Source organism: Bacillus cereus group sp. MYBK227-1 (assembly GCF_051916325.1).
GTDB classification, from domain to species: domain Bacteria; phylum Bacillota; class Bacilli; order Bacillales; family Bacillaceae_G; genus Bacillus_A; species Bacillus_A cereus.
The window spans coordinates 1-24,176 of the sequence record NZ_JBQAGK010000005.1 but is presented as its reverse complement, the minus strand read 5'-3'; the positions used below and the strand labels follow the sequence as shown (position 1 = coordinate 24,176).

The window sequence follows — 24,176 nt, the reverse complement described above, 5'->3', positions numbered from 1 at the left end:
ATACAACTCCTATAAAGTAAAACTAACTTACCTTCCAGTTAGTTAAACAGATTAAAATAGTATAAGGAATATTATTTTATCCCCCTATTTTAGAACGCAATGAAATCCCTAAGTCAATTATACCTAAGATTGTCACAAGAGGAAACAGCATCGGAATAAACATGCATGCAATAAAACTAATAATAGGAACCCCTTTAGTAAAACCTTTTCTATACGCTAAAAAGGCGATAAATGTCAGACCTTGCAGTACAAGCAATAGTGCAAATATGACATTTAGGTTAGAAAATACCATATGTAAATATGATGTTGGTTCTACTTTTATAAAAGTTGCTAACAAAATAAATATAACGTAATACCAAATGATACTCTTTGGTAATTGTATATCTTTAAATTTAGGCCAAGATATAACTTCATGTTTTAACTTTTTCAAAACACTACCTGATATTATCACTGTAATCCAAGAAAAACATACTGAAACTAGCACAAGTATACTTGGAAGTAACGATTGTAATATATCATTCATTTGTGCAAGTAACTCTTTTTGTTCCTTACTAATCGGCATACCTGTAGCACTTACTATCTTTTCGCTTTTCGCCATACTTTCACTAAACATACTTTGCATTTGCTTCATTATATCTATGTTGAAAAACTTTATACTCGCAACATAAATAAGTACAAAACCAATTAAGTATGCAAGCGTCCCCGCTATTAAGATTTCCACTGGCTTCTTTCTTGTTTTATACATATATCCTAAAACAATCCCTATCAATCCAAACATAATTGTCTTCACTAAATTCAGCGGTTGACTCACAATAATAGTAACAAAAAGTGCCGCTACAAAAATCACGAGCACATTAGATAGTTTATGTCTTATCATTAATAGTATAAATGGTAACGGCAACGCAAAAGTTACAACTGTACCCAAAATCGGAACATACATAGATATAAGCAATAAAATTGCATATATAGCTAATAATGCTGCACCTTCTGTAATAAACTTTGTTTGTTTCACATTTTAACCTCTCTTTCAAAAAGAAAAGCATAGCAAAATGCACAGTAGAGTCCGACTCTACTGTGCATTTCATACGCTATTATTCACCAACATATGGTAAAAGTGCCATTTGACGAGCACGTTTAATTGCAACTGTAAGTTTGCGTTGGTATTTTGCGCTTGTTCCTGTTACACGACGAGGTAAAATTTTACCACGCTCAGAAACGAAACGTTTTAATAAATCAACATCTTTATAGTCAATGCGAGTGATGCCGTTAGCTGTGAAGAAACACACCTTACGACGTTTCGCACGTCCACCTTTGCGTCCTGCCATGTCTATTTCCCTCCATTCTTTGTTAAAACTAACAAATTTACTGTATTAGAACGGTAAATCGTCGTCGGAAATGTCGATCGGTTGACCTACATTTGAAAATGGATCGTCATTCTTCGTAAATCCAGAATTACCTTGGTTACCTGAATTACTAGATTGACCAAATGGGTTAGAGCCTTGGTTACCGAAACCAGCTCCTGATGGTTGCTGATTAAATGAACCACGTTGCTCCCCACCGCCATTACGCGGCTCTAAAAATTGCACGCTTTCCGCAAGAACTTCTGTTACGTATACACGTTTACCATCTTGTCCCTCGTAATTACGAGTTTGAAGACGTCCATCTACGCCTGCTAAGCTACCTTTTTTCAAATAATTTGCTACGTTTTCTGCTTGTTTACGCCATATTACACAATTAATAAAGTCAGCTTCACGCTCACCTTGCTGATTGGCAAATGCGCGATTCACAGCTAACGTAAAAGTAGCTACTGCGACACCATTGGGCGTGTAACGTAAGTCAGGGTCCTTAGTTAAACGACCAACGAGGATAACACGATTCATCAATCGAACCACTCTCCCTTATATATCAATTATTTTTCTTCTTCTTTAACAACGATATGACGAAGGATGTCTTCGTTGATCTTAGCTAAACGGTCGAATTCGTTAATCGCTTCTGCGTTAGATTTCACGTTTAAGATCATGTAGAAACCTTCACGTAAGTCGTTGATTTCGTAAGCTAAACGACGCTTACCCCACTCTTTCGTGTTAATGATTTCTGCACCATTGTTTGTTAAAACACCTGCAAAACGTTCAACTAAAGCCTTTTGAGCTTCTTCTTCAACGCCAGGACGAATGATGTACATAATTTCGTACTTTCTCATTACACTTTCACCTCCTTTTGGTCTAAACGGCCCGTAATGGGCAAGGAGCAATTAATTTATAGTAATTACTCACGAGTTTAGATTATATCATAGTAAGTTATATGAATCAACTCACCAATACATAAAAAACTTGGCAAACATATAATATATTTGCCAAGCTCATATCTTTATTTTTCCTAGGAAATATTAAATTAAACGTTAAAACGGAAGTGCATAACATCTCCGTCTTTTACGATATATTCTTTTCCTTCTAAACGTACTTTTCCAGCTTCTTTTGCAGCTGTCATAGAACCGTTTGTTATTAAGTCATCGTAAGAAACTGTTTCTGCACGAATAAATCCACGCTCAAAGTCTGTATGAATAACACCAGCACATTGTGGTGCCTTCATTCCTTGTTTAAATGTCCAAGCACGTACTTCTTGAACGCCAGCTGTAAAGTAAGTAGCAAGTCCTAATAGGTCATATGCTGCACGAATTAATTGATCTAAACCAGACTCTTCAATTCCTAATTCTTCAAGGAATACTTTTTTCTCTTCTTCGTCTAATTCAGCGATTTCTGATTCGATTTTTGCACATACAACGATTACTTGAGAATTTTCATTTGCTGCAAATTCTTTTACCATTTGTACGTATTTATTTTCCGAAGGATCGATAATATCGTCTTCACTTACATTCGCTACGTATAACATTTCTTTTGTTGTAAGTAAATGAAGGCCTTTAACAATCTTCATCTGCTCTTCTGTAAATTCAACAGTACGAGCTGGTTTTCCCTCTTCAAAAGCTTCTTTTAAACGAACTAAAATTTCATGCTCATATACCGCTTCTTTATCTTTTTGTCTTGCTAATTTCGCAACACGCTCGATACGCTTATCAACAGACTCTAAGTCCGCTAAAATTAGCTCTAAATTGATTGTTTCAATATCATCAATTGGATCTACTTTCCCTGAAACGTGCGTAATATTTTCGTCTTCAAAACAACGAACAACTTGGCAAATTGCATCTACTTGACGAATGTGAGATAAGAATTTATTTCCTAAACCTTCACCTTTACTAGCACCTTTTACGATACCTGCAATATCAGTAAACTCGAATACAGTCGGAACAGTCTTTTTCGGTTCTACTAATTCCGTTAATTTATTTAAACGCTCATCTGGTACTTCTACAATCCCTACGTTTGGATCAATTGTACAGAATGGATAGTTCGCAGATTCTGCTCCTGCTTGTGTAATTGCATTAAATAAAGTGGACTTCCCTACGTTAGGTAATCCAACAATCCCAGCCGTTAATCCCATATTTTTCACTCCTATGTCTCAATCTTTCATCATTATAGATAGTAACGAAAAAAATGACAAGTTTCCGCCAAACGAAAAAAAGTAACAGTTACCTACTGTAACTGTTACTCTCCCTCTATTCTTCGTGCTTCACAAGTATTTTTTTCACCTTACGATCAAACTCTCTTCGAGGAATCATTACTGAATGGTCACACCCCTCGCACTTAATGCGGATATCCATTCCCATACGAATAATTTTCCAACGATTCTCGCCACATGGATGGGCTTTCTTCATTTCCACAACATCATACAAGTTATATTCCTTTTGCTCCATTCTCCAAACTCCTCTCCATACTAAATTGCTTTTCCACTAACTAATTCTTCACGATTATATAAAACCATACGTGGATATGGAATTTCAATTCCATGTAAATCAAGACGATTTTTAATCTCTTTACGAAGTGCCCTTGCAATAACTGCATGTTGCATCGGTTCTACTTCAGCAATAACACGTAATATAACTTCTGATGCTGCTAATGTTTGCACACCTAATAATTGAGGCGTTGTTACCATTTTTTCGTACTTTGAAGGTAATTCTACTAATAAATCTTCAATAACTTGCTCTGCTTTCGCAATATCAGCCTCATATGAAATAGATACATCAACAAACGCTACACTATTACTAACTGAGTAGTTAGTAACTTGAATAATACTTCCATTTGGTAAAGTATGAATTTCACCTGTCCAACTCTTTACTTTCGTTGTACGAAGTCCAATTTCTAAAACGACTCCTTCAAATTGACCGATTTTAACATAATCGCCAACTGAAAACTGATCTTCTAACAAAATAAATAAACCTGTAATAACGTCTTTCACTAAACTTTGAGCACCAAATCCGACTGCTAAACCAATTACCCCAGCACCCGCTAATAAACCTGACGCATTAATATCAAACACACCTAAAATCGCAATTAGCATAATGAACATAACAACGTACGCTACAATATTTTCAAGTAATTTCGCTACTGTAACTGTACGACGTTCTGAAATTTGAATTGGAGAACGACTCCCCATACGAAACGCATTTCGTACAACCGCCCTTGCAATTCGCACAACAACTGCACCAATTGTTAAAATAATACATATTTTTAATGTCGCAACTCCAATATGAGCCCAACGATCAGCATCTAATAAATACTGTTTCATAGAATTAAACCACTTCGCTAATAAATCCATGTACCTCTACCTCTCTAGCTAAAATTTCTTTTTAGTTACCCTTATTATTGTATCAGAAGTCCCCTAATTGCTGAAAAAATTTTATGATTTTAATCCTATTTTATCCCCGACATCCAGGTATAAAATGGAACGAATATATATATACTAGTACTATTATTTCCGTTTTCATTCACATTTTGCAAAAATTACGCACTTATAACTTTCCATTTTCCTCACCATATAACATATATTGAAAATTTATTAAAAGGATGGGTGCTTCATGAATATTGGAAGTTTTCGCTTACCATTTTTTGAGAAAGAAACTCAAAACGTTATGCACCAAGATCTAGAAGCCTCTGAGATAATCAGTAATTTCTTACTTACCCATATTCCTATTAAAACTAATATACCACTCATTCTCGTTTGTATCGGCACAGATCGCTCTACAGGTGACGCACTCGGCCCATTAGTTGGTACAAAACTTGAACAAATAGACATCCAAAACCTCCAAGTATTCGGTACACTAGATGAGCCAGTACATGCGCTAAATTTAGAGGAGAAAATTCAGAATATACAGAAAGAATATCCTACTGCATTTATAATTGCTGTTGATGCATGTTTAGGAAAGTCCCAAAATATCGGATCAATCACTACTGGAAAGGGACCTAGTAAACCTGGAGCTGCTATGAATAAGAAATTACCTGCAGTTGGTGATTTGCACATACACGGTATCGTCAATCTAAATGGGTTTATGGAGTTTTTCGTTCTTCAAAATACAAGATTAAGTTTAGTCATGAAAATGGCTGATGTAATCGCAAAAAGTATAAAAGAGACGGATCAAAAATTATCCGCATTAAAAAAAGCAAACCATCTATAAATAATAAGATGGTTTGCTTTTTAATTTTTCTGTGCTAATAGTTCTAAAATACGATTTAAATCTTCTTTATTAAAAAATTCAATTTCGATTTTACCTTTTTCTTTTTTCGTCTCTTTAATTTTCACATCTGTGCCAAACTTTTCTCTTAAGAACGTTTCACGTTCTACGAAAAATATATTTCGCTCTTTTTTCACTTTTTTTGTTTCACGTGAAACGTGTTGATTAATCTCTTGGACGATTTTCTCTAATTGACGAACATTTAATCCTTCTTTTTCAATGCGTTTCAATAAGGACTTCAATTGTTCTTCATCTTTTATCGTAAGTAAAGTTCTCCCATGAGCCATTGAAAGTTGACCATTTGCAATCATATCTTGTACGAAAGAAGGTAGGCTTAATAACCGAGTATAATTTGCAATGTAAGGTCTGCTTTTACCAAGACGCTTCGCTAATTGTTCTTGCGTTACATTTAGCTCATTCATTAACATCTGGTATGCCATTGCCTCTTCCATAGGATTTAAATCTTCTCGTTGTAAGTTTTCTAACAAAGCAAATTCCATCATTTGCTGTTCAGTTAATTGTCTTACAACCGCAGGTACTTTTTCTAAACCAGCCTCTTTTGCAGCACGAAATCGTCTTTCACCTGCAACAATTTCATATCCTTTAATACTCTTCCTAGCAATTAATGGTTGTAGAATACCGTGTTCCTTAATCGAAATTGCTAATTCCTGAATCGCCTCTTTATTAAAGTGTTTACGCGGTTGATATGGATTCGGCCTTAATTCAGTTACAAGAATCTCCTGAATTGTTTCCTCTTCTTTCACATCTAAATCAGGAAAAAACACATTAATTCCTCTTCCTAATCCTTTAGCCACCTGCAATCACTTCCTCTGCTAAATCTATATACACTTCTGCTCCTCTTGATTTAGCGTCATACTGCATAATAGGTTTCCCATGACTTGGAGCCTCGCTCAAGCGTACATTACGCGGAATAATCGAGCGATATACTTTATCCCTAAAATACTTTTTCACTTCATCTATAACTTGAATCCCTAAATTTGTACGGGCATCCAACATTGTTAACAATACACCTTGAATTGCTAAATTTTTATTTAAATGTTTTTGTACAAGTCTAACTGTATTTAATAGCTGACTTAACCCTTCTAGTGCGTAATATTCACACTGTACAGGAATAATAACAGAATCTGCTGCTGTTAATGCATTAATCGTTAATAACCCTAAAGATGGGGGACAGTCGATAATAATATAGTCATATTCATCACGAACTGGCTGTAATGCTCTTTGCAAACGTACTTCCCGGGAAATAGTCGGTACCAATTCAATTTCAGCACCAGCCAATTGAATTGTAGCGGGTAGAACATCTAAGTTTTCAGTTGCGGTTTTCTGTATAACCCCTTGAACATCTGCATCTTCCACAAGAACGTTGTAAATACATTGATCTAATTCAGATTTTTCAATTCCCACACCAGTCGTTGCATTTCCTTGAGCATCAATATCTACAAGAAGGACTTTTTTACCTACTTGCGCCAATCCAGCCCCTAAATTAACAGATGTTGTTGTTTTTCCAACACCGCCTTTTTGATTAGCAATAGCAATGATTTTTCCCATGATGTCACCTACTTTCAACCTTTCTATCTTATTCTAGTAACAATTACGTTTATTGTAACATGAAATAAAACTTTTTCTTTTACGTCCTTTATTAAACTTCAAAATTTATTTCTAAACTCCTTCTTCATTTAACAAGAAAATATAGTAAAAGAGACCTCTCCAATAGGATAAGGTCTCTAGCACGTCATTATTATTTTTTCTTTGGAATTTTAATTGTAATTTGATAGTACTCATCAAATTCTTCTTCCTCAGAATTAACATTCAAACCACTTTCAGTAACCATTTGTAAAGATTGTCTAATTGTATTCATAGCAATCCTCGTATCTCGACTTACTGCTTTTTGCTTTGCCTTACGCTTCGGTTTCGCTTCCTCTAGTAACTTCGCAATTCGTTCTTCTGTTTGCTTTACATTTAGTTGTTTCTCAACAATTTCCTGTAAAACCTTCAGTTGTAATTCCTCATTTTTTAAAGGAATGAGAGCGCGGGCATGACGTTCTGTAATGCTTTTTTCTAATAATGCACTTTTTATTTCTTCAGGCAACTTTAACAAGCGCAACTTATTTGCGATTGTAGATTGTCCTTTTCCAAGTCGTTGTGCCAATGCTTCTTGTGTTAAATTATGTAACTCAATCAGCTTTTGATATGCCACAGCTTCCTCGATTGCCGTTAGTTCCTCACGTTGCAAGTTTTCAATTAAAGCTACAGAAGCTGTCTCTGTATCATTTAAATTCTTTATAATTGCAGGAACCTTTTCCCAACCTAACTTTGTTGCCGCGCGAAAACGTCTTTCTCCAGCAATAATCTCGTACTTATCATCCTCATATTGCCTTACAACAATCGGTTGAATAAGTCCATGTGTACGAATTGTTAATGCTAGCTCATCAATACGCGCATCATCAAAAACTGTTCTTGGTTGATAACGGTTAGGGGTAATATTTACTATCGGAATTTCTTGTATTTCTTCATATACCTTTTTATCTATCTCTTCATGGCTTTCGTCTTGTAATTCGAATTCGCTCTCTTTATCCCCAAAGCCAAATAAACGAGAAAACGTATTTTTCATACATATTCCACCACCTTTTAGGCCTATTGACTATTCTCCATAAAATGTTTCCTATGAAACATTTACGTTTTCATTTATATAATTTAATCTTACGTCTAATAAGATTTATTTTTCAATAGGTAATTTATTGGGTGTTCCCGGTTTGCGTGGATATTTCTTTGGTGTCTTGCGCTTTTTCTCGATTAATAAAATATTACGTTCACTCTCTTCAAACGGCAATTGGAACGTAGACATCTCTTTTAACTCTCCGCCTAGCACCTCTAAAGCATACTTGCCATTTTCAATTTCTTCGTTTGCTGCTGCACCTTTCATTGCAATGAATGTTCCTCCAACTTTTACAAGTGGTAAACATAGCTCACTTAATACAGAAAGACGCGCAACTGCACGTGCCATTACAATATCGTATGATTCACGTACACCTTCTTTTTTCCCAAATGTTTCAGCACGATCGTGACAAAATGCAACATCACTTAATTCTAACTTTTGGGCTAAGTGATTTAAGAAATTAATACGTTTTTGCAATGAATCTACAATTGTTACTTTTAAGTGCGGGAAACAGATTTTTAAAGGGATACTTGGGAATCCAGCCCCTGCACCAACATCACAAATTGAGAATGGTTTTGAAAAATCATAATAAAAAGCAGCTGTAATGGAATCAAAAAAGTGTTTTAAATATACTTCTTCTTTTTCTGTAATAGCCGTTAAGTTCATTTTTTCATTCCACTCTACTAATGTTTCAAAGTAGATTTTGAACTGCTCTAACTGTCTAGAAGAGAGGGTGATTCCCTTCTCTTCTAGCATAGATTGAAATTGTTCTATGTTCATCTAGCAATATCTCCTTACTATTTATTGGTTCGATACGCGTGCAATTTTTCCTTGTTCTATATACACAAGTAAAATGGAAATATCCGCTGGATTTACGCCAGAAATACGTGAAGCCTGCCCCATTGAAAGTGGACGAACATCTTTCAATTTCTGTCTAGCTTCTGAAGCAAGGCTAGAAATCGCATCATAATCAATATCTACAGGGATTTTTTTACTCTCCATTTTCTTCATACGCTCTACTTGCTGTAAAGATTTTTCAATATACCCTTCATACTTAATCTGAATTTCAACTTGTTCTTTAACTTCATCACTTAATTCTACTTCACTTGGTACTAAAAGATGAATATGCTCATATGTCATCTCTGGACGACGTAATAAGTCACTTGCACGTATTCCATCTTTCAATTCACTTCCGCCAATATTGCGAATTAATTCTTGAACTTCAGGACGTGGTTTAATAATAATGCTGCTTAAACGTTCCTTTTCCTGTTCAATTTGTAATTTTTTATTTGTAAATCGCTCATAGCGCTCTTCTTTAATTAATCCAATTTCACGACCAACTTCAGTTAAACGAAGATCAGCATTATCGTGGCGTAATAATAGACGGTATTCTGCACGAGACGTTAATAAACGATATGGTTCATTTGTACCTTTCGTTACAAGATCATCAATTAAGACGCCAATATAAGCATCCTCCCGACCTAAAACAACTTCTTTTTTACCTAAAGAACGGCATGCTGCATTAATTCCAGCCATAAGCCCTTGTCCGGCCGCCTCTTCGTAACCAGAAGTTCCATTAATTTGTCCTGCTGTATATAAATTTTTAATCTTTTTCGTTTCAAGTGTTGGCCATAGTTGTGTTGGCACAATTGCATCATATTCAATTGCATAACCTGTACGCATCATTTCAACATTTTCTAGGCCTGGAATTGTTCTAAGCATGTCACGTTGTACATCTTCTGGTAAGCTTGTGGATAAACCTTGTACATATACTTCTTGTGTATTACGCCCTTCTGGCTCTAAGAAAATTTGATGGCGTGGTTTATCATTAAATCTTACTACTTTGTCTTCAATAGAAGGACAGTATCTAGGGCCTGTTCCTTTAATCATACCAGAATACATAGCTGAACGATGTAAATTTTCATCTATTAAACGGTGTGTTTCTGTACTTGTATATGTCAACCAACATGGAATTTGATCCATAATAAATTTCGTTGTTTCAAAAGAGAACGCACGTGGCTTATCATCACCTGGTTGAATTTCTGTTTTACTGTAGTCAATTGTATTACTGTTTACACGCGGAGGTGTCCCTGTTTTAAATCTAACAAGATCAAATCCAAGTTCCTCTAAATGCTCAGATAATGTAATAGACGGTTGCTGATTATTTGGACCGCTTGAATATTTTAAGTCGCCCATGATAATCTCGCCGCGTAAAAATGTTCCAGTTGTAATTACAACAGTTTTTGCTGTATATTCTGCACCAGCTTGTGTAACTACCCCTTTACATACACCTTCTTCAACGATTAAACGCTCTACCATTCCTTGGAACAACGTTAAGTTTGGTGTTTCTTCAATTGTTTTCTTTAATTCATGTTGGTAAGCGAATTTATCAGCTTGCGCTCGAAGTGCACGTACGGCTGGTCCCTTACCTGTATTTAGCATACGCATTTGAATATGAGTTTTATCAATATTACGTCCCATTTCTCCGCCTAATGCATCAATTTCACGAACAACAATCCCTTTTGCTGGTCCACCAACAGAAGGGTTACATGGCATGAATGCTACCATATCCAAATTAATTGTTAACATTAATGTTTTTGAGCCCATTCGTGCTGCCGCAAGACCAGCTTCACATCCTGCATGACCTGCACCGATTACTATGACATCGTATGAACCGGCATTGTATCCCATTGTTTATTCCTCCTAATAATCTCTATCTTTCTACAACTTCACTATATTATTTTCCTAAACAAAATTGAGAGAACAACTGGTCAATTAAGCTTTCATGCACTGTGTCCCCAGTAATTTCACCAAGTATTTCCCACGTTCTTGTTAAATCAATTTGTACCATATCAATTGGTACACCATTTTCAATCGCCTCAACTGCATCACCGATTGTTTTTCCTGCTTGTGTTAATAATCCAATATGTCTCGCATTAGAAACATATGTCATATCTGCAGAATCGATTGTTCCTTCAAAGAATAAATCAGCTATTGCCTTTTCTAGTTCATCTATTCCTTGTTCCTCAATTAAGGATGTTGTAATAACACGATTTCCCGCGGCTAACTCTGTAACACGTTCCATATCAATCGCTTGCGGTAAATCAGTCTTATTCACAATAACAATAAAGTCTTTTCCTTGTACCGCACGGAATAGATCTTCATCCTCATTTGTTAAAGCCTCGCTATAGTTGACAACAACTAATACTAAATCCGCTTGGCTCATCATTTCTTTTGAACGTTCCACACCAATTCGTTCAACAACATCTTCTGTCTCCCGAATACCGGCTGTATCTATAAGTTTAAGAGGTACACCACGCACGTTAACGTACTCTTCAATAACATCACGAGTTGTTCCTGCAATATCAGTTACAATTGCCTTTTTCTCCTGAACAAGACTATTTAATAACGATGATTTCCCAACGTTAGGTCTACCGATAATTGCTGTAGCAATACCTTCACGTAAAATTTTCCCCTGTTTTGATGTTTCTAATATTTTTTCGATTTCCGAACGAACATGCGTCGCTTTCTCAATTAAAATATTATGTGTCATCTCTTCTACATCATCGTATTCTGGATAATCTATATTTACCTCAACATGAGCTAATGTTTCTAATATTTCTTGACGCAAAAGACCAATTAATTTAGATAATCGCCCTTCCATTTGATTAATTGCTACATTCATCGCACGATCTGTTTTTGCTCGAATCAAATCCATAACAGCTTCTGCTTGTGATAAGTCGATACGTCCATTTAAAAAAGCACGTTTTGTAAATTCGCCCGGTTCTGCCAATCGTACTCCTTGTGCTAGAATAAGTTGCAATACTTTATTTACTGAAACAAGTCCACCGTGACAGTTAATTTCCACTATATTTTCACGTGTAAAAGTCCTTGGTGCGCGCATAATAGACACCATAACTTCTTCAATAACTTGATTTGTATCTAAATCAACAATATGACCATAATGAATAGTGTGAGAAGGAACCTCTGTTAAATCCTTCCCCTTAAAAATACGATCAACTTTCTCAACCGCATCATCCCCACTTACTCGAACAATGGCAATTGCACCCTCTCCAAGCGCTGTGGAAATCGCAGCAATTGTATCAAATTCCATGTCCTTTCACCTCACTTGCTTATTTATCTCTATTTCAACATGATTATTTCTTTCACTAAATTATTAGGATACCATAACGAACCTATCTACAAAAGAAGAATAACTCATTTTATTATATCCCCATGTAAAAAACACTAAACTTATTCACAGTGGATAAGTTTAGTGTTTTTTAGTTATCCACATCTATTTTCCGCTCAAAAAAACCGGCACTCATTTGAGCAACCGGTCATTTAGGAGATATTACAACATGCCGATGTGGTTCATTTCCTTCAGAAGTTGTATTGATACCTTGATGATTTGATAATGCCTGATGAATAATTTTTCGTTCAAAAGATGGCATCGGTTCTAAAATAACTCTTTTTTTCGTATTAAATACTTGTTTCGCTAATCGATAAGAAAGTGATTCTAACGTACTTTTTCTTTTACTACGATAATTTTCAGCATCTAGTGTAATACCGATATACTGCTTCGTGTTACGATTCGCGACAAGTTTTGTTAAATACTGTAAAGAGTTCAATGTATTACCTCTTTTCCCAATTAAAACACCTACATTATCACCAGAAATTGTAAATTCGATTTCGCGTCCTTTTACAATTTTACTAATCTCGACTTCCACACCCATATCGTGAATAACATTTCTTAAATATTCTTCACATTCTTGAATTGGATCTTTCTTCAATACAACTTCTACTACTGCAGGGCGATTCCCAAATAAACCTAAGAATCCCCTTTTACCCTCATCGACAATATTTATATCTACTCGATCTTTTGATGTATTTAATTGCCTTAAAGCATCCTCTACTGCCAGCTCGACTGTTTGTCCTTTAGCAGTAATTACACTCACTTGCTTGAGCCTCCAGCCTTACCAGCCTTACTAGCCTTAATCTCTGGCCCTTTAATAAAGTACATTTGAGCAATACCAAAGATATTACCAACAACCCAATAAAGTGATAATGCAGCTGGGAAGTTAATTGCAAAGATTAAAATCATAATCGGCATAAGCCAAAGCATCATTGCCATTTGTGGATTTTGACCAGCTGTTCCTGCCATTGCAAGCTTTTGCTGAATAAATGTCGTAATTGCTGCAACGACTGGTAAGATATAGAACGGGTCTGCATGTCCTAAATCGAACCATAAGAAACTATGTTGTTTAATTTCAGCTGTTCTCATAATCGCATGATAAAACGCGAATAAAATAGGCATCTGAACAAATATCGGTAAACATCCTGCCAATGGATTTACACCATTCTTTTGATATAACTGCATCATTTCTTGTTGTAGTTTTTGCTGTGTTGCTTGATCTTTAGAACTATATTTCTCTTTTAACTTCACCATTTCTGGTTGTAACGCTTGCATTGCCTTTGTACTCTTTGTTTGTTTAATCATTAATGGTAATAATGCAAAACGAATGATAAGAGTTGTAATAACAATTGCTAAACCGTAATTACTGTTAAATAAGTCGGCAAAATACGTGATTAACTGAGAAAGCGGATATACGAAATATTCATTCCAAATCCCAGTACTTTTCGATGTAATCGGCTGACCCGTTTCACTACAACCGGTGGCAATCGCCATTAATGCAACGACCATGGCTAGTAAACCTAATTTCTTTTTCAAAGCCTACTCCTCCTTGTATCGGTATGTATATAGTGTAATTCATTTCCTTACGCTACTTTTTTATTCTTTTCATACCAGAGCGTTTAAAGACATGAATTAAGCTTTTCTTTACTTCTTCATATGTCATCTCTGCACAAGGCTTCCTTGCTATTATAACAAAATCTTTTCCAGAAGCTATCTCATCTTTTAACTCTGTAATAGCCTGACGGACCATGCGCTTAATTCGATTACGAACTACTGCATTTCCTATTTTCTTGCTAACAGAAAGGCCGATGCGAAAGTTTGGCTGTTCTTCTTTATCTAATTGGTATACAACAAACTGACGATTTGCATTTGATTTTCCTTTTTGAAAAACCGCCTGGAATTCATCATTCTTCTTTATACGATGTTTTTTCTTCATATCAATTGACACTCCTGTATTTCATCAGCGGAAATTCACTATTATTAGAAAAAAAGACCACTGAACGATCAGTGGTCTACGCAGATAATACTTTTCTTCCTTTACGACGACGAGCTGCTAGCACTTTACGTCCGTTCGCTGTGCTCATACGGCTGCGGAAACCATGTACTTTGCTGCGCTTACGTTTATTTGGTTGGTAAGTTCTTTTCATTATATGACACCTCCCTGAGGAATATCTGTTAAAGACAGTCCTATAAATTATAGTTAATTAACTAGGAAAATGTCAATGGTTCTAGAAATTTTCATCAAATATTCATTTTGAACCTATTCACATACTTTTTCACAGCACCTATATTTCCTTGTGGATAAATATTTTTTCGCGCTTTTTATATCCACAAACTTTTTTCGCACTTTTACACAGTATATCGTGTTGTGGACAAGTTTATTCCACAAGGTATTGATTTTGTGGATAACTTTCTTAAATTCATTGCTATAGCCACTTTTTTTTGATATTATAGTTGTGTTTTCACTTTGAATAAGTTTTCCACATCTTTATCTTATCCACAATTTGTGTATAACATGTGGACAGTTTTAATCACATGTGGGTAAATAGTTGTCCACATTTGCTTTTTTTGTCGAAAACCCTATCTCATATACAAACGACGTTTTTAGGTTTTAAAATACGTTTCGTATAAATATACATTTTATATTTATTAGGTTGTACATTTGTTGCACAACCTTATTCTTTTACCAACTTAGTAAAGGAGGGACACCTTTGGAAAATATCTCTGATTTATGGAATAGTGCCTTAAAAGAATTAGAAAAAAAGGTAAGCAAGCCTAGTTATGAGACATGGTTAAAATCCACAACGGCTCATAACTTGAAGAAAGACGTATTAACGATTACAGCTCCGAATGAATTTGCTCGTGACTGGCTAGAATCTCATTACTCCGAACTAATTTCAGAAACACTATACGATTTAACAGGGGCAAAATTAGCAATTCGCTTTATTATTCCCCAAAGTCAAGCTGAAGAGGACATTGATCTGCCTCCAGTTAAGCCGAATCCAGCACAAGATGATTCAGCTCATTTACCACAGAGCATGTTAAATCCAAAATATACATTCGATACATTTGTTATTGGCTCTGGTAACCGTTTTGCCCATGCAGCTTCATTAGCTGTAGCTGAGGCGCCAGCTAAAGCGTATAATCCACTCTTTATTTACGGGGGAGTTGGACTTGGAAAGACACATTTAATGCACGCAATTGGTCATTATGTAATTGAACATAATCCAAATGCAAAAGTTGTATATTTATCATCAGAAAAATTTACAAATGAATTTATTAACTCTATTCGTGATAATAAAGCTGTTGATTTTCGTAATAAATATCGTAACGTAGATGTTTTATTGATAGATGATATTCAATTTCTTGCTGGAAAAGAACAGACTCAAGAAGAGTTTTTCCATACATTTAACGCATTACACGAAGAAAGTAAACAAATTGTAATTTCTAGTGACCGACCACCAAAAGAAATTCCAACTTTAGAAGATCGTCTTCGTTCCCGCTTTGAATGGGGACTTATTACAGACATTACGCCGCCAGATTTAGAGACACGAATTGCGATTTTACGCAAAAAAGCAAAAGCTGAAGGGCTTGATATACCAAATGAAGTTATGCTTTATATCGCAAATCAAATTGATTCAAATATTCGTGAATTAGAAGGTGCACTTATCCGAGTTGTAGCTTATTCATCTTTAATTAATAAAGATATTAATGCTGATTTAGCAGCTGAAGCACTTAAAGATATTATTCCAAATTCTAAGCCGAAAATTATCTCTATTTATGATATTCAAAAAGCTGTCGGGGACGTTTATCAAGTGAAATTAGAAGATTTTAAAGCGAAAAAACGTACAAAATCAGTTGCGTTTCCTCGCCAAATTGCAATGTATTTATCGCGCGAGCTTACAGATTCCTCTTTACCAAAAATAGGTGAAGAATTTGGTGGACGTGATCATACAACAGTTATCCATGCCCATGAAAAAATCTCTAAACTACTAAAAACCGATACGCAATTACAAAAGCAAGTTGAAGAAATTAATGGTATTTTAAAGTAGTAGCTGAATAGTGTGAATAACTTACCTTGTTTTACGCACAGTCTATCCACATGTAGATAGACTGTTTTTACATCCTTTAGCGGGGTTATCCACATATCCACAAGCCCTATTACTATTACTACTATTTTTTATCTTTATTAATTAAATAAAATCTTATACTTACCGGAGGTTTTTCTTTATGCGTTTTACAATACAAAAAGACTATCTTGTAAGAGGTGTACAAGATGTAATGAAGGCAGTTTCTTCTCGTACAACAATCCCAATTCTTACGGGAATTAAAGTTGTAGCAACTGAAGAAGGAGTTACATTAACAGGAAGCGATGCTGATATTTCTATTGAATCGTTTATTCCAGTCGAAGAAGATGGAAAAGAAATCGTAGAAATAGCTCAATCAGGAAGCATTGTTTTACAGGCAAAATATTTTAGTGAGATTGTAAAAAAACTACCTAAAGACACTGTCGAAATTTCTGTAGAAAATCATTTTATGACAAAAATAAAATCTGGAAAATCAGAGTTTAACCTAAATGGTTTAGATTCTGCAGAATATCCGTTATTGCCACAGATTGAAGAACATCATGTATTTAAGATACCAACAGATTTACTTAAACATATGATCAGACAAACTGTATTTGCAGTTTCTACTTCTGAAACAAGACCAATCTTGACAGGTGTAAACTGGAAGGTATATAACAGCGAGTTAACTTGTATTGCAACAGATAGTCATAGGTTGGCACTTCGAAAAGCAAAAATTGAAGGACATAATATTGCAGATGAATTCCAAGCTAATGTTGTTATCCCAGGTAAGAGCTTAAATGAATTAAGTAAAATTTTAGATGAGTCTGAAGAAATGGTAGATATCGTTATTACGGAGTATCAAGTATTATTCCGTACAAAACATTTATTATTCTTCTCAAGATTGTTAGAAGGGAATTATCCTGATACGACACGTTTAATTCCGGCAGAGAGTAAAACGGATATTTTTGTGAATACAAAAGAATTCCTACAAGCAATTGATCGCGCTTCACTATTAGCAAGAGATGGCCGCAATAACGTTGTTAAATTATCAACTTTAGAGCAAGAAATGCTAGAGATTTCTTCGAATTCACCAGAAATCGGAAAAGTTGTCGAAGAAGTACAATGCGAAAAAGTAGATGGAGAAGAGTTAAAAATATCTTTTAGTGCAAAATATATGATGGATGCATTGAAAGCTTTGGATAGTACAGAGATTAAAGTTAGCTTTACTGGGGCGATGAGACCGTTCTTAATTCGTACAGTAAATGATGATTCAATTATTCAATTAATTTTACCGGTTCGTACTTACTAGGTAAGGAATAAGGGTTGCTAGTTTAAAGATGCTAGTGGCCCTTATTTGATTTTTGGGTATTACTTTCCTAATGCTAGTTTATTTAGTACAATGAAAGAATGAACACTTTCAGAAAGTGAGCGATTTTATGAAACGTATTAAAATTTCAACAGAGTATATTACACTAGGACAATTTTTAAAGTTAGCTGATGTAATTGATACAGGTGGCGCTGTAAAATGGTTTTTACAAGAATATGAAGTGTACGTGAACAACGAACTTGAAAATAGAAGAGGTCGCAAACTATATGCGAATGATGTTATTGAAATTCCAGGAAGCGGAACTTTCCAAGTTCAGGCATAAAGGGGGAGCCCTTTGTTTATTTCAGAAATACAATTAAAAAACTATCGCAATTATGAAAAATTAGAGCTTTCCTTTGAAGATAAGGTAAATGTAATTATCGGCGAAAATGCGCAAGGGAAAACAAATTTGATGGAAGCTATTTATGTTTTAGCGATGGCGAAATCTCATAGAACCTCTAATGATCGCGAACTTATCCGCTGGGATGAAGATTTTGGTCAAATAAAAGGGAAATTACAAAAAAGAAACAGTTCTTTGTCTTTGGAATTAAATATTTCGAAAAAAGGTAAAAAGGCAAAATTAAATCAACTTGAACAACAAAAGTTAAGTCAATATATTGGCGTGATGAACGTTGTCATGTTTGCCCCAGAAGATTTAAATCTTGTAAAAGGAAGCCCTCAAGTAAGAAGACGCTTTTTAGATATGGAATTAGGACAAATAGCTCCTGTATATTTGTATGAATTAAGTCAATATCAAAAGGTGCTCACGCAACGAAATCACTTGTTGAAAAAAATGCAAGGGAATAGTAAGAATGAGGAAACGATGTTGGATGTATTTACACTTCAACTAATTGAGCATGGTGCGAAAATACTGCAAAAACGTTTTGAATTTTTGCATTTGCTACAGGAATGGGCAGCTCCAATTCATCGAGGTATAAGCCGTGGATTAGAAGAGTTAGAAATTGTCTATAAACCAAGTGTAGATGTATCAGAATCAATGGATTTGTCGAAAATAAAAGAAGTATACTATGAAAGTTTTCAATCTGTGAAACAACGTGAAATTTTCCGTGGTACGACTTTAATTGGTCCTCATCGTGACGATTTACAATTCTTCGTTAATAGTAAAAATGTTCAAGTCTTTGGTTCGCAAGGACAACAACGAACGACCGCACTATCCCTAAAATTAGCTGAAATTGAATTGATTTATTCAGAGGTTAAAGAATATCCAATCCTTTTGTTGGATGATGTTTTATCAGAATTAGATGATTATCGTCAATCACATCTTTTAAATACAATTCAAGGAAAAGTGCAAACATTTGTTACAACGACGAGTGTCGACGGAATTGAACACGAAACATTAAAAGAAGCGAAAACAATTCATGTAACGAACGGCACTGTAGATTGTGAAATAGATAGGGAATAACCCCTGTTTAAATGGAAAAGTAGGTGATCTTTGTGTCAATGGAACAAAAGCAAATGCAAGAAAATGCATATGATGAAAGTCAGATACAGGTGCTTGAAGGACTAGAGGCAGTTCGGAAACGCCCTGGTATGTATATTGGATCTACAAGTGGAAAAGGGCTTCACCATCTTGTTTGGGAAATCGTAGATAATAGTATTGATGAAGCACTTGCAGGTTATTGTGATGAAATTAATGTTAGTATCGAAGAAGATAATAGTATTCGTGTAACGGATAATGGGCGTGGTATTCCGGTTGGTATACAAGAAAAAATGGGACGTCCAGCTGTAGAAGTTATTATGACTGTTCTCCACGCCGGTGGTAAATTTGGCGGTGGCGGTTATAAAGTTTCTGGTGGTTTACATGGTGTTGGGGCATCGGTTGTAAATGCTCTATCAACAGAATTAGAAGTATTTGTACATCGTGAAGGTAAAATCCATTACCAAAAATACGAAAGAGGTATTCCGGTTGCGGATTTAAAAGTCATTGGTGACACCGATCAAACAGGAACAATAACTCGATTTAAACCAGATCCGGAAATTTTCCAAGAAACAACAGTATACGATTTTGATACGCTAGCAACTCGTATGCGTGAATTAGCGTTTTTAAATCGTAATATTAAATTAACAATTGAAGATAAACGTGAACATAAGCAAAAGAAAGAATTCCATTACGAAGGTGGAATTAAATCATACGTTGAGCATTTAAATCGCTCAAAACAACCGATTCATGAAGAGCCTGTGTACGTAGAAGGTTCAAAAGATGGTATTCAGGTTGAGGTTTCTCTTCAATATAACGAAGGATACACAAATAATATTTACTCATTTACGAATAACATCCATACGTATGAAGGTGGTACACATGAGGTAGGTTTTAAAACAGCTTTAACTCGTGTAATCAACGACTATGGTCGTAAAAATAGCATTTTAAAAGATGCGGACAGTAATTTAACTGGTGAGGATGTTCGTGAAGGTTTAACAGCAATTGTATCAATCAAGCATCCAAATCCACAATTTGAAGGACAAACGAAGACAAAACTTGGGAATAGTGAAGCGAGAACAATTACAGAGTCTGTATTCTCAGAGGCATTTGAAAAGTTCTTACTAGAAAATCCTAATGTAGCGCGAAAAATTGTAGAAAAAGGTACGATGGCTGCACGTGCACGTGTAGCTGCGAAAAAAGCGCGTGAATTGACACGTCGAAAGAGTGCGTTAGAAGTTTCAAGTTTACCTGGTAAATTAGCTGATTGCTCTTCGAAAGATCCAGCAATTAGTGAAATTTACATCGTAGAGGGTGACTCTGCGGGTGGATCTGCAAAACAAGGACGCGATCGTCATTTCCAAGCAATTTTACCGCTGAAGGGTAAAATTATTAATGTGGAAAAGGCGCGCTTAGATAAGATTTTATCAAATGATGAAGTTCGTACCATTATTACGGCAATCGGTACAAATATTGGTGGAGACTTCGATATTGAAAAAGCACGCTATCATAAAGTTATTATTATGACCGATGCCGATGTTGATGGTGCACATATTCGTACCCTATTATTAACGTTCTTCTATCGTTATATGCGTCAAATAATTGAGTGTGGTTATATCTATATTGCACAGCCGCCATTGTTTAAAATACAACAAGGTAAAAAAATTCAATATGCTTACAACGATAAGGAACTTGAAAAAATCTTAGCTGAGCTACCAGCCCAGCCGAAACCAGGAATTCAACGTTATAAAGGTCTTGGGGAGATGAATCCAACTCAGCTATGGGAGACGACAATGGATCCAGAAGTACGTTCGTTACTTCAAGTTTCTCTTCAAGATGCAATAGAAGCAGACGAAACGTTTGAAATTTTAATGGGTGATAAAGTAGAACCGCGTCGTAACTTTATCCAAGAAAATGCAAAATACGTGAAGAACCTTGATATTTAAATGAGTAATGACAGGAATCTAAGTATTCCTGTCTTCTACATATAAATCAATGTATGTGTAACGGAAATGTAAGAGGAGGTGCTCGTTGATGTCAGACAATCAACAACAAGCACGAATTCGAGAAATTAATATTAGTCATGAAATGCGTACCTCATTTTTAGATTACGCAATGAGTGTTATCGTATCTCGTGCATTACCAGATGTTCGTGATGGATTAAAACCTGTGCATCGTAGGGTTTTATATGCGATGAATGATTTAGGAATTACAGCTGATAAAGCGTATAAGAAATCAGCACGTATTGTCGGTGAAGTAATCGGTAAGTATCACCCTCATGGTGATTCAGCCGTTTATGAAACAATGGTACGTATGGCGCAAGATTTTAGTCAACGTTATATGCTTGTAGATGGGCATGGTAACTTCGGTTCTGTAGATGGAGATTCAGCAGCAGCAATGCGTTATACAGAGGCAAGAATGTCTAAGATTTCTATGGAATTAATACGTGATATTTCAAAAAATACAATTGATTATCAAGATAACTATGATGGTTCCGAAAGAGAACCGATAGTACTACCAGCGCGTTTCCCTAATTTATTAGTAAACGGTACAACAGGTATTGCTGTTGGTATGGCAACAAATATACCGCCGCATCAGCTTGGCGAAGTAATTGATGGTGTGCTGGCATTAAGTCATAATCCTGATATTACTATCGCAGAATTGATGGAATATATTCCTGGTCCAGACTTTCCGACGGCAGGTTTAATTTTAGGAAGAAGTGGAATTCGAAGAGCTTATGAAACAGGTCGCGGTTCCATTATGCTTCGTGCTAAGGTTGAAATTGAAGAGAAGTCAAACGGTAAACAATCTATTATCGTAACTGAACTACCTTATCAAGTTAATAAGGCGAGATTAATTGAAAAAATCGCAGAATTAGTTCGCGATAAGAAAATTGAAGGTATTACAGATTTACGTGATGAATCAGATCGTAATGGTATGCGTATTGTCATGGAAGTACGTCGTGATGCTAATGCAAACGTACTATTAAACAATCTATATAAACATACAGCGCTTCAAACAAGTTTCGGTATTAATATGTTGTCTCTTGTAAATGGGGAGCCACAAGTACTAAATTTAAAACAAAATCTATATCATTATTTAGAGCATCAGAAGGTAGTAATTCGTAGACGTACTGCTTATGAATTAGAAAAAGCAGAAGCACGTGCTCATATTTTAGAAGGATTACGAATTGCTTTAGATCATCTTGATGAAGTTATTACGTTAATTCGTAGTTCAAAAACAGCAGATATTGCAAAGCAAGGCTTAATGGAACGTTTTGGTTTAAGTGAGAAACAAGCGCAAGCGATTTTAGATATGCGTCTGCAACGCTTAACTGGATTAGAACGTGAAAAAATTGAGCAAGAATATCAAGACTTAATGAAGTTAATTGCTGAATTAAAAGCGATTTTAGCAGATGAAGAAAAAGTTCTTGAGATTATTCGTGAAGAATTAACAGAAGTAAAAGAGCGTTTCAATGATAAGAGACGAACAGAAATTACAATTGGCGGTATGGAATTTATTGAAGATGAAGATTTAATTCCTGAACAAAACATTGCGATTACGTTAACTCATAACGGTTATATTAAGAGGTTACCAGCTTCTACGTACAAAACACAGAACCGTGGGGGACGTGGTGTGCAAGGAATGGGTACGAATGATGATGACTTTGTTGAACATTTATTAACAACGTCTACTCATGATCATATTTTATTCTTTACAAACAAGGGTAAAGTATACCGTACGAAAGGATATGAAATTCCAGAGTATAGTCGTACTGCAAAAGGACTACCAATTATTAACCTATTAGGGGTAGATAAGGGTGAGTGGATTAACGCTATTATTCCGATTCGTGAATTTGGTGACGATCAGTTCTTATTCTTTACGACAAAACAAGGGGTTTCTAAGAGAACGCCACTTTCATCATTTGCAAATATACGTACAAATGGTTTAATTGCAATTTCTCTTCGTGAAGAGGATGAAGTAATATCTGTACGTTTAACATCGGGTGATAAGGATATTATTGTCGGGACAAGTAACGGTATGCTAATTCGTTTCAATGAACAAGATGTTCGTTCTATGGGACGTAATGCTGCAGGTGTTAAAGCTATTACGTTGGGCGATGAAGACCAAGTTGTAGGTATGGAAATTGTCGAAGAGGATGTAAATGTTCTAATTGTAACGAAAAATGGTTACGGAAAGCGTACACCGATTGATGAATACCGTCTGCAAAGTCGCGGTGGTAAAGGTCTGAAAACTTGTAACATTACAGATAAGAACGGTAAATTAGTAGCTGTTAAGTCTGTTACAGGTGAAGAAGATATTATGTTAATTACAGCGGCAGGCGTTATTATTCGTATGCCAGTTGATCAAATCTCTCAAATGGGACGTAATACACAAGGTGTTCGTCTAATTCGATTAGAGGAAGACCAAGAGGTAGCGACGGTAGCAAAAGCACAAAAAGATGAAGAGGAAGAAACGAGTGAAGAGGTTTCTTCAGAAGAATAAGAGAGGGGATTTTCCCTCTCTTTATTTTTTTATAATAATACTTGCATAGGGAAGAGAAAGCCTATATAATAGGCAGAGTCAGCAAATGAGAGATACAACTTATCAAAAAAACTTGTTGACGAAAATAATATAGTATGATATATTATAAAAGTCGCTGAAACGCGATGTTGAACTTTGAAAACTAAACGAAACAAATAACGTGAAACGTCAATTTTTATTTTAGATGCTAGACAAACTAACTTTATTGGAGAGTTTGATCCTGGCTCAGGATGAACGCTGGCGGCGTGCCTAATACATGCAAGTCGAG

At 35.5% G+C, this 24,176-nt stretch carries 24 protein-coding genes and 1 rRNA gene; 8 read left to right on the top strand and 17 right to left on the bottom strand.

What is annotated here, in order from left to right; translation table 11 throughout:
- Positions 1-76 precede the first annotated feature (76 nt).
- The 7 genes from ACTFRM_RS21510 to ACTFRM_RS21480 form a co-directional block, all read right to left on the bottom strand.
- Positions 77-1,012 (bottom strand): YybS family protein, encoded by a 936-nt coding sequence (locus ACTFRM_RS21510; protein ID WP_000814837.1) that lies wholly within the window; start codon positions 1,010-1,012, stop codon positions 77-79.
- 79 nt (positions 1,013-1,091) lie between these two features.
- On the bottom strand, positions 1,092-1,325 hold the full coding sequence (gene rpsR, locus ACTFRM_RS21505; RefSeq protein ID WP_000918873.1) for a 30S ribosomal protein S18: 234 nt from the start codon (positions 1,323-1,325) through the stop codon (positions 1,092-1,094).
- A 45-nt stretch (positions 1,326-1,370) separates the two neighbouring features.
- Positions 1,371-1,883 (bottom strand): single-stranded DNA-binding protein, encoded by a 513-nt coding sequence (ssb, locus tag ACTFRM_RS21500; RefSeq protein ID WP_000981966.1) that lies wholly within the window; start codon positions 1,881-1,883, stop codon positions 1,371-1,373.
- A 26-nt stretch (positions 1,884-1,909) separates the two neighbouring features.
- The gene (gene rpsF, locus ACTFRM_RS21495) at positions 1,910-2,200 is read right to left on the bottom strand and encodes a 30S ribosomal protein S6 (RefSeq protein WP_001233778.1); all 291 of its coding nucleotides are present in this window, start codon (positions 2,198-2,200) and stop codon (positions 1,910-1,912) included.
- Between the two features lie 191 nt (positions 2,201-2,391).
- Entirely contained in the window at positions 2,392-3,492 is a 1,101-nt protein-coding gene (gene ychF, locus ACTFRM_RS21490; RefSeq protein ID WP_173600729.1) for a redox-regulated ATPase YchF, read from the bottom strand.
- A 115-nt stretch (positions 3,493-3,607) separates the two neighbouring features.
- Entirely contained in the window at positions 3,608-3,805 is a 198-nt protein-coding gene (locus ACTFRM_RS21485; protein ID WP_000435485.1) for a DUF951 domain-containing protein, read from the bottom strand.
- 20 nt (positions 3,806-3,825) lie between these two features.
- The gene (locus ACTFRM_RS21480) at positions 3,826-4,707 is read right to left on the bottom strand and encodes a mechanosensitive ion channel family protein (RefSeq protein ID WP_000364814.1); all 882 of its coding nucleotides are present in this window, start codon (positions 4,705-4,707) and stop codon (positions 3,826-3,828) included.
- 259 nt (positions 4,708-4,966) lie between these two features.
- On the opposite strand from ACTFRM_RS21480, the gene yyaC reads away from it, so the two are divergent.
- Complete coding sequence (yyaC, locus tag ACTFRM_RS21475; RefSeq protein WP_001020714.1) at positions 4,967-5,563, top strand: spore protease YyaC; 597 nt, start codon at positions 4,967-4,969, stop codon at positions 5,561-5,563.
- A 20-nt stretch (positions 5,564-5,583) separates the two neighbouring features.
- Here yyaC and spo0J read toward each other — a convergent pair whose 3' ends face one another.
- The 10 genes from spo0J to rpmH form a co-directional block, all read right to left on the bottom strand.
- The gene (gene spo0J / locus ACTFRM_RS21470) at positions 5,584-6,435 is read right to left on the bottom strand and encodes a stage 0 sporulation protein Spo0J (RefSeq protein ID WP_001051832.1); all 852 of its coding nucleotides are present in this window, start codon (positions 6,433-6,435) and stop codon (positions 5,584-5,586) included.
- The gene (gene soj / locus ACTFRM_RS21465; RefSeq protein ID WP_000516114.1) at positions 6,428-7,189 is read right to left on the bottom strand and encodes a sporulation initiation inhibitor protein Soj; all 762 of its coding nucleotides are present in this window, start codon (positions 7,187-7,189) and stop codon (positions 6,428-6,430) included. The genes spo0J and soj overlap by 8 nt, the downstream gene beginning before the upstream one ends.
- A gap of 190 nt (positions 7,190-7,379) precedes the next feature.
- Positions 7,380-8,252, bottom strand: coding sequence for a nucleoid occlusion protein (gene noc, locus ACTFRM_RS21460; RefSeq protein ID WP_000799016.1), 873 nt, complete (start codon positions 8,250-8,252; stop codon positions 7,380-7,382).
- A 105-nt stretch (positions 8,253-8,357) separates the two neighbouring features.
- Positions 8,358-9,077 (bottom strand): 16S rRNA (guanine(527)-N(7))-methyltransferase RsmG, encoded by a 720-nt coding sequence (gene rsmG / locus ACTFRM_RS21455; RefSeq protein WP_001019628.1) that lies wholly within the window; start codon positions 9,075-9,077, stop codon positions 8,358-8,360.
- A 21-nt stretch (positions 9,078-9,098) separates the two neighbouring features.
- Positions 9,099-10,988 carry a tRNA uridine-5-carboxymethylaminomethyl(34) synthesis enzyme MnmG gene (gene mnmG, locus ACTFRM_RS21450; protein WP_000541031.1) on the bottom strand — a complete coding sequence of 630 codons (1,890 nt, stop codon included), beginning with the start codon at positions 10,986-10,988 and terminating at the stop codon, positions 9,099-9,101.
- A gap of 46 nt (positions 10,989-11,034) precedes the next feature.
- Positions 11,035-12,411, bottom strand: a complete 1,377-nt coding sequence (gene mnmE, locus ACTFRM_RS21445) for a tRNA uridine-5-carboxymethylaminomethyl(34) synthesis GTPase MnmE (protein ID WP_000393757.1) — start codon at positions 12,409-12,411, stop codon at positions 11,035-11,037.
- A gap of 226 nt (positions 12,412-12,637) precedes the next feature.
- Positions 12,638-13,255, bottom strand: a complete 618-nt coding sequence (gene jag, locus ACTFRM_RS21440) for an RNA-binding cell elongation regulator Jag/EloR (protein WP_000111516.1) — start codon at positions 13,253-13,255, stop codon at positions 12,638-12,640.
- Positions 13,252-14,028, bottom strand: a complete 777-nt coding sequence (gene spoIIIJ, locus ACTFRM_RS21435) for a YidC family membrane integrase SpoIIIJ (RefSeq protein WP_000727738.1) — start codon at positions 14,026-14,028, stop codon at positions 13,252-13,254. Before spoIIIJ ends, jag begins: the two co-directional genes overlap by 4 nt.
- A gap of 52 nt (positions 14,029-14,080) precedes the next feature.
- Entirely contained in the window at positions 14,081-14,428 is a 348-nt protein-coding gene (gene rnpA / locus ACTFRM_RS21430) for a ribonuclease P protein component (RefSeq protein WP_000726619.1), read from the bottom strand.
- 76 nt (positions 14,429-14,504) lie between these two features.
- On the bottom strand, positions 14,505-14,639 hold the full coding sequence (rpmH, locus tag ACTFRM_RS21425) for a 50S ribosomal protein L34 (protein WP_000831901.1): 135 nt from the start codon (positions 14,637-14,639) through the stop codon (positions 14,505-14,507).
- Between the two features lie 564 nt (positions 14,640-15,203).
- On the opposite strand from rpmH, the gene dnaA reads away from it, so the two are divergent.
- From dnaA to ACTFRM_RS21390, 7 genes are all read left to right on the top strand, one after another.
- Positions 15,204-16,544, top strand: coding sequence for a chromosomal replication initiator protein DnaA (gene dnaA / locus ACTFRM_RS21420; protein ID WP_000428017.1), 1,341 nt, complete (start codon positions 15,204-15,206; stop codon positions 16,542-16,544).
- Between the two features lie 178 nt (positions 16,545-16,722).
- A complete protein-coding gene (dnaN, locus tag ACTFRM_RS21415; protein WP_001212884.1) occupies positions 16,723-17,868 on the top strand; it encodes a DNA polymerase III subunit beta in 1,146 nt (381 codons plus the stop codon).
- A 127-nt stretch (positions 17,869-17,995) separates the two neighbouring features.
- Complete coding sequence (gene yaaA, locus ACTFRM_RS21410; protein WP_000821364.1) at positions 17,996-18,208, top strand: S4 domain-containing protein YaaA; 213 nt, start codon at positions 17,996-17,998, stop codon at positions 18,206-18,208.
- A gap of 12 nt (positions 18,209-18,220) precedes the next feature.
- Entirely contained in the window at positions 18,221-19,348 is a 1,128-nt protein-coding gene (gene recF, locus ACTFRM_RS21405) for a DNA replication/repair protein RecF (protein WP_000470745.1), read from the top strand.
- A 38-nt stretch (positions 19,349-19,386) separates the two neighbouring features.
- A complete protein-coding gene (gene gyrB, locus ACTFRM_RS21400; RefSeq protein ID WP_000435982.1) occupies positions 19,387-21,309 on the top strand; it encodes a DNA topoisomerase (ATP-hydrolyzing) subunit B in 1,923 nt (640 codons plus the stop codon).
- 88 nt (positions 21,310-21,397) lie between these two features.
- A complete protein-coding gene (gene gyrA, locus ACTFRM_RS21395) occupies positions 21,398-23,869 on the top strand; it encodes a DNA gyrase subunit A (RefSeq protein ID WP_001282864.1) in 2,472 nt (823 codons plus the stop codon).
- 241 nt (positions 23,870-24,110) lie between these two features.
- Positions 24,111-24,176: ribosomal RNA gene (locus ACTFRM_RS21390) — 16S ribosomal RNA — on the top strand; the annotation flags it as partial.